The 9,139-nt window shown below is 42.7% G+C and carries 5 protein-coding genes and 1 pseudogene; 2 read left to right on the top strand and 4 right to left on the bottom strand.

All coding sequences use genetic code 11. The features are described 5' to 3' along the window. Both F6K20_RS12700 and F6K20_RS12695 read left to right on the top strand, forming a co-directional pair. Positions 1-187: zinc ribbon domain-containing protein (locus F6K20_RS12700; protein ID WP_287294896.1), on the top strand; the 187-nt coding region annotated here is incomplete at its 5' end. Between the two features lie 105 nt (positions 188-292). Then, positions 293-667, top strand: a pseudogene (locus F6K20_RS12695) (peptidase M48); the annotation flags it as partial. 117 nt (positions 668-784) lie between these two features. Here F6K20_RS12695 and F6K20_RS12690 read toward each other — a convergent pair. The 4 genes from F6K20_RS12690 to F6K20_RS12675 all read right to left on the bottom strand — a co-directional run. Beyond that, positions 785-2,578 carry a sodium:solute symporter family transporter gene (locus F6K20_RS12690; RefSeq protein ID WP_008179163.1) on the bottom strand — a complete coding sequence of 598 codons (1,794 nt, stop codon included), beginning with the start codon at positions 2,576-2,578 and terminating at the stop codon, positions 785-787. Positions 2,579-2,825: 247 nt separating this feature from the next. Continuing rightward, the gene (locus tag F6K20_RS12685; protein WP_008179165.1) at positions 2,826-3,293 is read right to left on the bottom strand and encodes a universal stress protein; all 468 of its coding nucleotides are present in this window, start codon (positions 3,291-3,293) and stop codon (positions 2,826-2,828) included. Between the two features lie 598 nt (positions 3,294-3,891). Then, entirely contained in the window at positions 3,892-4,995 is a 1,104-nt protein-coding gene (locus F6K20_RS12680; protein ID WP_008179171.1) for a hybrid sensor histidine kinase/response regulator, read from the bottom strand. Between the two features lie 100 nt (positions 4,996-5,095). Then, positions 5,096-9,139, bottom strand: a 4,044-nt coding sequence (locus tag F6K20_RS12675; protein WP_287294894.1) for an ATP-binding protein, incomplete at its 5' end; no start/stop codon positions are given.

The following is a 9,139-nucleotide window of genomic DNA, read 5'->3' as shown; positions in this document are numbered from 1 at the left end:
CGCTCTTTCTTGTCCAAGTTGTGGAACTCACCACGATAGAGATGGTAATGCGGCAAAGAACATTAGAGCAGAAGGAATCAGAGTGCTATCCTCCTCTGGGACGGGGGAGGTCAACGCCAGGGGAGAAGAAGTAAGACCAAGACGCGGACGTCCGCCCAGGTTGAGGTGCGACCCGTGGCGAATTTAATTCGCCGACGGAAAGCGCACCTTCGGCATTCTTCCGTGAAGCTGGAAGCCCCAACTTGGCCGTAGGCCACGCTTCGCGAACAACGGAGTAAGTTGGGGTAGTTCACTGTGTGACCCCTACGCCAGTCCTTTGCGTGGTCGTCCAGTGAAACTCCAAGGTGAGTTAATTGGTCGCGGCGATGCTGGCTATAAATTTGGTTCCGATCTCAAGCTTCAAGACCGCAGTGGGATGATTTATACGCGCTATGCTTCTCGCTTTGGTCCAATCGGTAACTTCCTCTTTGGTAGCAGTAAGGTGCAGAACTTAATTGGCTCCCAAGTTAATGTAGTTGGCTGGTTCCGCAGAGGAATTGCCCCTTGGCTAGACTTGATCCACTTGGAAAACAATAACACCACTGTCAACAGCTACCATCGTTTCTGGTCATTGACTGTTGCAGTTGGAGCAATTATTTTGGGTTTTGGACTTTTCTTTGTCCTTTGATATCATCTCCGGTTGTTTCGGGAGTCGGGAGCGGTGCAGCGATTAGCGCGATCTAGCGCGGTCTTTGCTACTGTTCCCTATTCCCTATTCCCTATTCCCTTTGTTATACTTTAAAACTTAATCTAGTCTCACCTCTTTTGATAGGTGTCTAAACCAATTAAAGTACAAACAAATAGATAGGATAATAAATAAAAATAACAGGATTCCAAAATTATCCCAACGTTTCATCATCAACATGATTCCCATTAAAAACAAGACTATCTGCCAAGGAATCCCGATCAATGTCGATAGAATATCCCGCCGATTCTCGTTCCTGATTTTTGCCTGACTATTAGCTGGGAGGTTTTGACGGATTACTCCCCAAAACCCAAACGGTCGAGTCACTCGATAGAAATTATCCATCACCTCCCGGTCAGTTGGCTCAGTTAAAAATGTCCCTAGGATACATCCTAGTAATGAGCAAATGCTGGGAATGAGAAACAGCGCATATTCCTGAAATTGAGCGTAATTTAAGTTGGGTATTACTATTGCCTTGGTTAAAATAGCTGCTACCATCCCCGCCACTGTCCCAAGGGCAAATCCATATCCATTAAAGCGCCACCAGTACCATCTCAACACCAGAGGAATAGACAGTCCAGCACCTAGTCCCAGGGTTAGCCATCCCCAAATATCATTGATATTGGTGATATTGAAACTAAATAGCAATCCCACCACTACAATTACAATTGATGCCCAGCGGCTTTGAACAATCAGTTGTTGGCTAGAGGCTTGGGGATTGATATAAGCTTGATAAATATCCTTAACCCAGTAAGCAGCACTAGCATTGATGATGGAGTCAAAGGTAGACATAGCTGCTGCAATAAAACAAGCGATCAGCAACCCTTTTATCCCCACTGGCACATATTCTGCGATCACCGTTGGTAAGATAAGTTCAGGGTCAGCAATTACCGCTTTAGTGGTTCCGTAATGGATACCCAATACTGCAAAGGCTGTAACCAAGGGCCAACGAAAAGAAAGCAAGATTATCCAAAATAGGGACAGTAACCCGGCTTCGCGATCGCTTTTAGCGGCAAAATAGCGTTGGATCATATAGCCACCCCCGCCGCCAAACCCTACCATAATTTCTTTGAACAGATAGAATAAAATTACGCCACCGAACAAATTGAATATGGCATAGTCTCCCGGTAGATCAACTGTGATTGGGGGCGAGATGCTGCTCCACTCCGTGAAATTCCAGGTTTGTAATTGCTCAGCCCCAGGAATCGAGACCGAGAAGGTATCCGGGATAGTTGCCGTAGAGAATGCGATCGCACAAATATAGATAATCGCAATAAAAATCAAAATACCTTGAAATACATCCGTCCATACCACGCCGTAAAAACCGCTAACAGCCGTGTATACCAGGGCGAGCAAAATCAAAAATATCGAAGCATAGCGGTCATCAATACCCAGAAATTCCCCCAAGAATTTGCCCCCCCCAACCGAAAAGTAACTCATTGAGCCAATCGCAAAGATAATATTAGCAACAGCACTTATGATCCGAGCCGTATTGCCTTCCCTTCCTGAGCCGAAGCGCAAGTGCATCCATTCCGCCAAAGTCATTACATTTGCCCGTCGGTTCCACTTGCCCATGAATATCATAAAAATAGCCATAATTAAGACAACGCCACCCCGGATCTCGATCAAAAATCCCTTCGTTCCCAGAGCATAAATTAAGGCGCTGATCACCATCGTGCCAGCCAAGTCAGTATTGGACGCCATTCCAGAAGCCCCCAAAACCCACCAGGGCAGATTGCGATTTCCCAAAAAGTAGGATTCTATACCCTCAGATGCTTTCCGTTGAAGAATAACCCCAAAAACAACTATGCAAATCAGGTAAATAGTAACAATGATGTAATCAACTGGATGCATGAATTTTATTATGAAGGATTAATTAAAAAAAACCTAATTACAGTAGGGTGGGCAAAGTAATATTATCTAGAATACTCAAAAAAAACAAACTGTTTTTGCCCACCCGACAAGCTTGAGTGTCAAATAAATACCAATTACAGTAGGGTGGGCAAAGTAATATAATCTAGAATACTCAAAAAAACCAAACTGTTTTTGCCCACCCTACAAGCTCATGGGGAAAACTCTCTGTGCCCTTGCTGAATCGCTACTAGACCGTTTTTAGGCGTCCAGGAATCACCATCACTGGACAATCAGCTTTCTGTAAAATTCCCTCGCTGATGCTGCCCACTAAAGCTTTGTAGAGACCGCTGTGTCCATGAGAACCGACCACAATTAAATCGACTGCTAATTTCTGTGCTTGTGCCAAAATTGTCTCAACTATTGGTCCTTGGATCAGCAAGGCTGCCGCATCAATACCTTTTTGGCGTGAATTTTCTGCCCACTTTTGTAGCTGGCGATGCTCCTTGCGAAACTTGTGAGCTATATAATCTCGCTCGGTCTGAGGTCCAGTTTGATAGCCAACAAAATCAGGCTCAGGTTCAGCAATGTGGATTAGCCATAATTTGCTCTTGGTTGCCGCTGCTAAAGACTCGGCTTGGGCAATCACTACTGGTGTGATCTCGGAAAAATCAATGGCGACAAGAAAGTTTTGCATGATATCAAGTCCGAAGCGCATTGGTATTGTATAACACAAGAGTCTTCTGCAGGTGTTGAGGCTATGGACACTCGATACCAATAACAAATGACAACGGACTTTTGACCAAAAAACTAACACGTAAGCATTCAGCTAATGCGCTACAGATGGTGCTACTTGAGGTGCTATCAGCTATCAGCAGTCAGCTAACGCCATAGCTTCATGCTGCACAAGCAGTTACTATAGAGTACCTCAATCAATTGTGTGTGAGAATTTTTGATGCCATATTCCCTACTCCCTACTCCCTACTCCCTATTCCCTATTCCCTATTCCCTATTCCCTGTTCCCTTTGCTATAGCTGATAGCTGACTGCACCTCAAGTAGCGCATATGCTTAGAGGATATCTGAAAAGTTTTTTGATACTGAATTTTGCCCCCCTAGCCCCCCAATTCTGGGGGGAACAAGAATCAATTTGCTGGTAGAAGTCCCCCAAAATTGGGGGATTTAGGGGGCTTGGATGTAGCAAATGAGACTTTTCAGACAACCTCTTAGAGGATACGTGATATTATAGATGAACCCTGAGCAATTAAAGTTTAAAAAAAACTTTAGTAATCAACAATCAACAATCAACAATCAATCCTTAAATTGATAATTTTCCTGGAAGCATAATATGGACAATTGTTTGTTTTACTGGGAAACTGCTTATGTTTAATTCTCCACCGTGTAATTCAGTTAGCAGTTTGGCAATAATCAACCCTAATCCAGAGCCTTGTTGTTCGTATAGTTTACGATCAAATTGCATATAGGCTCCGAGTTTAGCAATTTGAGTTGGTGTCATGCCTCGTCCCTGATCGATCACCAAAAGATTCAAGTGATTATCCTGAAAATAACTCTGAATCTGAATCGGCTTACCAAGGTCGGAAAACTTCAAGGCATTATCAATGATTTCTTCAACAATTTTAGTGAATTTTGATTGGGAAATTTTTACAACTGCTTCTTGCAGTTCTAAGTGCAAATCGTCTTTCCGGTTTACCTTCTTAAATTTTTGCATAGCAAGGTCTTGGATAATTGTTCTAGTAAAACTTTGCTCTCCATAATTAATCAGCTTCCTGGCTTGCTTAGGTTGTTGCTCGATTCGCGCTAGTTCTGCATAGAGTAAAAAATTATGGGTGAGCCGATATAAACGTTCCCCAGAGACACAAATTTGCTGAAGCATGTCCATAGCTTCATCACGATCTATAGTATCATAGTCTTCTATGAGGAATTGGGCAAGATTCAAAATACCATTGAGAGGAGTACGCAACTCATGAGGTAGTGCATGAGTAATGCAATCTCGCAATTCATCGACCTGTTTCTGAGATTCTTGCTCAAAAGCCATCTGCTTGGCTATGCGGGTTGTGACTGCTCCTAATAATTCATCTCTAGTAAATGGCTTGGTCAGATAATCATCTGCGCCCAGTTCCATCCCCATACGCAGATCAGATTTTGTAGATTTAGCCGTAAGAAAAATCAAGGTAATTGTCTGGGTGGATGGAATTTCTTGTAACTGAATCATTACACCATAACCATCCAGTTTCGGCATTTTAATATCGCAAATAATCAAATCAGGACTTTCTTTTTTCGCCAATTCCACACCTATTTCACCATTTTCTGCTTGAATAACATCGAAATTTTCTGCCCGAAGTATTTCAACAACAATGCTACGGATATCTTCCTCGTCTTCAATAACTAAAATCTGCGACATAGATCATTTTATCCTTAAACAACTTAACATTGATAAACGCTTTTAAAGACTAAGTAAAATTAATCCTTTGTTCTAGGCATAATCCTAATTACTATTAGGATCAACTGCCAACTGCCAACTGGCAAACAGCTCTCGGTCTTTGTACTTGCTCTGGTACTGCAGGGGAGTACAGTGGAATGGTGACAGTAAAGGTTGTCCCAATACCAACTTGGCTATTTACCGTAATTTCACCACCGTGTACTTCCACAGACTGTTTTACAATTGCAAGTCCAAGTCCAGTTCCTGGAATATTACCCACATTATTGCATCGATGAAATGACTCAAACAGTTGCTTTTGGTCTTCTTCTGGGATACCAATACCCTGGTCTTTAATCTTGAATATAACCTCTTCTTGCTGACAAATCAAGTCAAAGTTTATGGTGCTGTCATTGGGGGAATATTTAGTGGCATTTGAGAGCAAATTTATCAAGATGTGTCTGAGCAGTTTTTCATCAAAATTAACCTCTGGGCATTCACATTGAATAGAAAAAACAATGCTTTGTTGGGTGTCAATACCTAGTTCGATATCTTCGACTAAATCACGACAGAATTCAAGTAAATTTAATGGTGCAGGGTTAAATTTTAGTTTTCCAGCATTAGCTTTATTGACTACCAACACGTCATCCAACATGTGGAGCATATGTTTGACATTGACTTGAATCCGATCTAGATAGTTTTGTTTTTTCTCATCAGTCCAATTCTGGCTGTAATATTTGAAGATTTCAGTAACCCCCATAATAGTGGTTAGGGGGGTGCGGAACTCGTGGGAAGTCATAGAGATAAATCGAGATTTGAGTTCAGTGAGTTCCTTTTCTCTTTCCAGAGATTTGCGAATCTGTTTTTCCAGTCGCTCCCTAACTTGAACTTCGTGCAAAGTCTGGTAAAGCGTAGCATTTTCCAAAGAAATTGCCGCTTGATTACACAGAAGGCTTAACACTTCTAGGTGTTCATTGGTAAAATTTCCAGAAACCATATTATTTTCTAAGTACACCATACCAATCAGATTGTTTTTCCGGAGAAGTGGCAAACACACAGCTGACTTGGGCTGATTATTTATGATGTATATATCATCAGCAAAAGTAGAGTTATTAACAAGATTATTTAAAAGTAAATTTTCTTTAGTGATAGCCACATAATTAATCACGGATATGGGCAAATGCTGAGTAATGGTAACTGGGATTGACTCCCGGAATGTTACTCCATTATTAACCACTGTTCCTGCCGCTTCTATAATCAATTTATCGTCTTTTGACAAAATGATAAACCCCTTTTTCGCTCCAGCATTAGTCAGGAGAATCTGCATCAATTTGTCCAGTAAATTCTCGAAAACTATTTCTTCTGAAATGGCTTGAGATGCCTTGATCACGTCAGATAAATCCAGGGCGTTTAAACTTACTGCTATCGTTGAGTTGGTTATGGAATCTAGTGGAACTTTCGTTGTTGGTTGGGCGGTAATTTTGCTAAGGAGTTGGGGGTATCTTGATTCTAAGTCTCTCACTTTTGCCAGAGCTCCCCAGCGACTGTATCCATAGTAGGCATCAGTCAAGTAAGCCTGGGCGATCTTTCGTTTGCCACAAGAGAGATAAAACTCTGCTGCTAGTTCATTGGCTAGTGCTTCTTCCTGGATATAGTCCTGGTCCGCTGCTCCTTCAATCCCTTGGTCATAACGTTCCATGGCTTGCCAGTGTTGCCCTAAAACTCGTGCTTTCTCTGCCTCCACTAGCTCGTATTTATGTTTGAAGTTTGATGGAGCATGGTATGCCCAGGTTTTCAGGGTTTCCTGATTAGCTGCTACTTCGGTCAGGTATTCACCTTGCTGCTGTGGCTCGACATGGGGATAGTGAGCCAAAAGCGCTAGAGAATAGTAGAAATTGTGCTCAGCAACAAGAATCAAGCCAGCGACAGATTGTGCGTATTGCTCTGCTGCCCTGGCCTGAGCAATAGCTTGCTCGGGTTGTTTAAACCAATAAAACAGAATCGATTTGGCAAGATATAGATAAAACAGAGACGTTCCATTATTCTGTTCTCTTAAAATGGGAAGCATTTCTAATTCATTAAAGTCTTCCCCAATTAACTGACAGGGATCGTCAGATTTACCGAGTAAATTTAAGGTTAATTGTTTGCCGATTTGACCATAAATAACATGATAGTCTAGCTTCCTTTTTTGCAGCCACTCCAGATACTGCCCATACTTCTGAGCAGCAAGGTCGAGATCATCTCCCACAAACAATAGGTTGGTACAGTAGTTGAGGGCAGCAAAACCGGAATAGGTTAGCTCTCCGGTTTCAAGACCGCTGTTAAACGCCTCTAGTAAGGGGTTTAGGGTTTCCTTCAGATGCTCTTTCCAGTGTCTGATATGACCGTTAAACATATCTAATACTATTGATTTCAACTCCTTAGCATCGAATTGCTCCAACAGCATCAAAGACAGTTGACCAAATTTATAGCCACCATCGATATCTCCCATAAATCCACACAGGATCATGGCGTAATTAATATACGTGTCCGTGGACAGATGTGAATTCCCATGGTTGATACATAGATTGATTTGTGTAAAGATCAGCAGTGGATACAATGCCGGATTAGCAACAAAAGCAGGGGTTCCTACAGACTTTAAGATCCCCATGGCTGCTAGTTTAGTCAGGTCAGTCATTTCTGGTAGGTCAGCCAAATCCTCACTAATCAGGTCTTTGGGGGGGTCTTGCTCCAGTGGAATCCCGAGCATGTCTAGAACCTGTAGCCCCGTATCCAGGGCGACTTGCATTTGGTTTTGAGCAATATAACCGTGGATTTTTAGTTCATACACCTTGACTTGATCTAATTGGGTTTTGGCTTGTTCCAGAGCCACTCTAGCCAAGAGGTTTGATTGGTCAAAATTGCTGTTGAGGTATTCCGCTTCCACCACTTCTAGATACAAAGCAAGGGTGAAGTCATAGTTGTCAGTCCAGGTATCTGCTGGTAGGAGTCCTAGACCTACATTCAGATACTTGAGAGCGCTGGCATAAGCGGCTGCGGCCTTGGCTTTCTGACCCGCGATCAGATTGAGTTGAGCTAGCTCATCTTTTTCCCACTGAGCGGTGAGTAAGTCCGTGCCAAAATTGAGTTGGTTAACCAAGGCAAAGATATTCTCTTCCCGTGCCTCTGGAGTGGTATGGTTCAGCAGTAATTTGCCAATTTTTAGGTGGGTTGCTTGTTGGTCAGATTCGGGAATCAGAGAGTAGGCGGCTTGCTGCACCCGGTCATGTAAAAATTTGTAGTTAACCTTGACATCACTGAGGCCAAAATCTGCGGATTCCTCCTGTTCAAATAGCAGAGGAATTTTGTAACTATCACTCAACGGCAGAATCAAACCGATCTGTAGTGCCTCCCAGAGCTGAGTAGCAGTGATAATGGTTGAGTCTTCATTGACAATGGCTAGCATCTCTAAGTTAAACTGATTGCCCAGACAAGCTGCCAATTTTAAAACCTGCTGGGTGGTTTCTTGTAGCTTGCCAATACTTCTGGCAATCAGTTCCACCACGTTATAATCAGTGATGCCAATGGCTTGAATTTGATCAATATCCCACTGCCAGCTGCCACTGGTGACGTCATAACTCAGCAAGTTTTCTGAATAGAGGGTTTTGAGCAGTTGGGTCAAGAAGAAGGGATTACCTTGGGTTTTATGGAATAATAGCTCTGCTAGGGGTTTGGTCTGGTTTTTCCCTTGGGTGTCATTGAGAGTATCAGCTACTAATTGCTGAACGTATTGTTTCCGTAACGGCTCAATCTTGATCTGATCTATGACCGAGTCAGTTTCTTGAATTTTCTCAATGGTTTGAATCAAGGGATGGGTCGGACTGACTTCGTTATCTCGATAAGCTCCAATGATTAACAAATAGTTGCGATCGCAGTTCGTCATTAAGGTCTGGAGCAACGTTAATGAAGCTAAATCTGCCCACTGTAAATCATCAAGGAAGAGCACCAGGGGATGTTGGGGTTGGGCAAAGACACCGATGAATTGTTGAAACACCCGTAAAAATCGGTTTTGGGATTCCGATGCTCCGAGTTGGGGCACTTCCGGCTGTTCACCGATAATCAGTTCCACTTCGGGAATGACATCAATAAA

Source organism: Moorena sp. SIO2C4, assembly GCF_010672485.1.
GTDB lineage: Bacteria > Cyanobacteriota > Cyanobacteriia > Cyanobacteriales > Coleofasciculaceae > Moorena > Moorena producens.
Note: the sequence above shows the minus strand (reverse complement) of the source record. Positions and strands in the feature narration are given on the sequence as shown.

What these genes read in the sequence shown, in the direction of transcription:
- F6K20_RS12685 (WP_008179165.1), bottom strand. Translation starts at nt 3,293, where the DNA reads ATGCGCTTCGGACTTGATATCATGCAAAACTTTCTTGTCGCCATTGAT.
- F6K20_RS12680 (WP_008179171.1), bottom strand. Translation starts at nt 4,995, where the DNA reads ATGTCGCAGATTTTAGTTATTGAAGACGAGGAAGATATCCGTAGCATT.
- F6K20_RS12690 (WP_008179163.1), bottom strand. Translation starts at nt 2,578, where the DNA reads ATGCATCCAGTTGATTACATCATTGTTACTATTTACCTGATTTGCATA.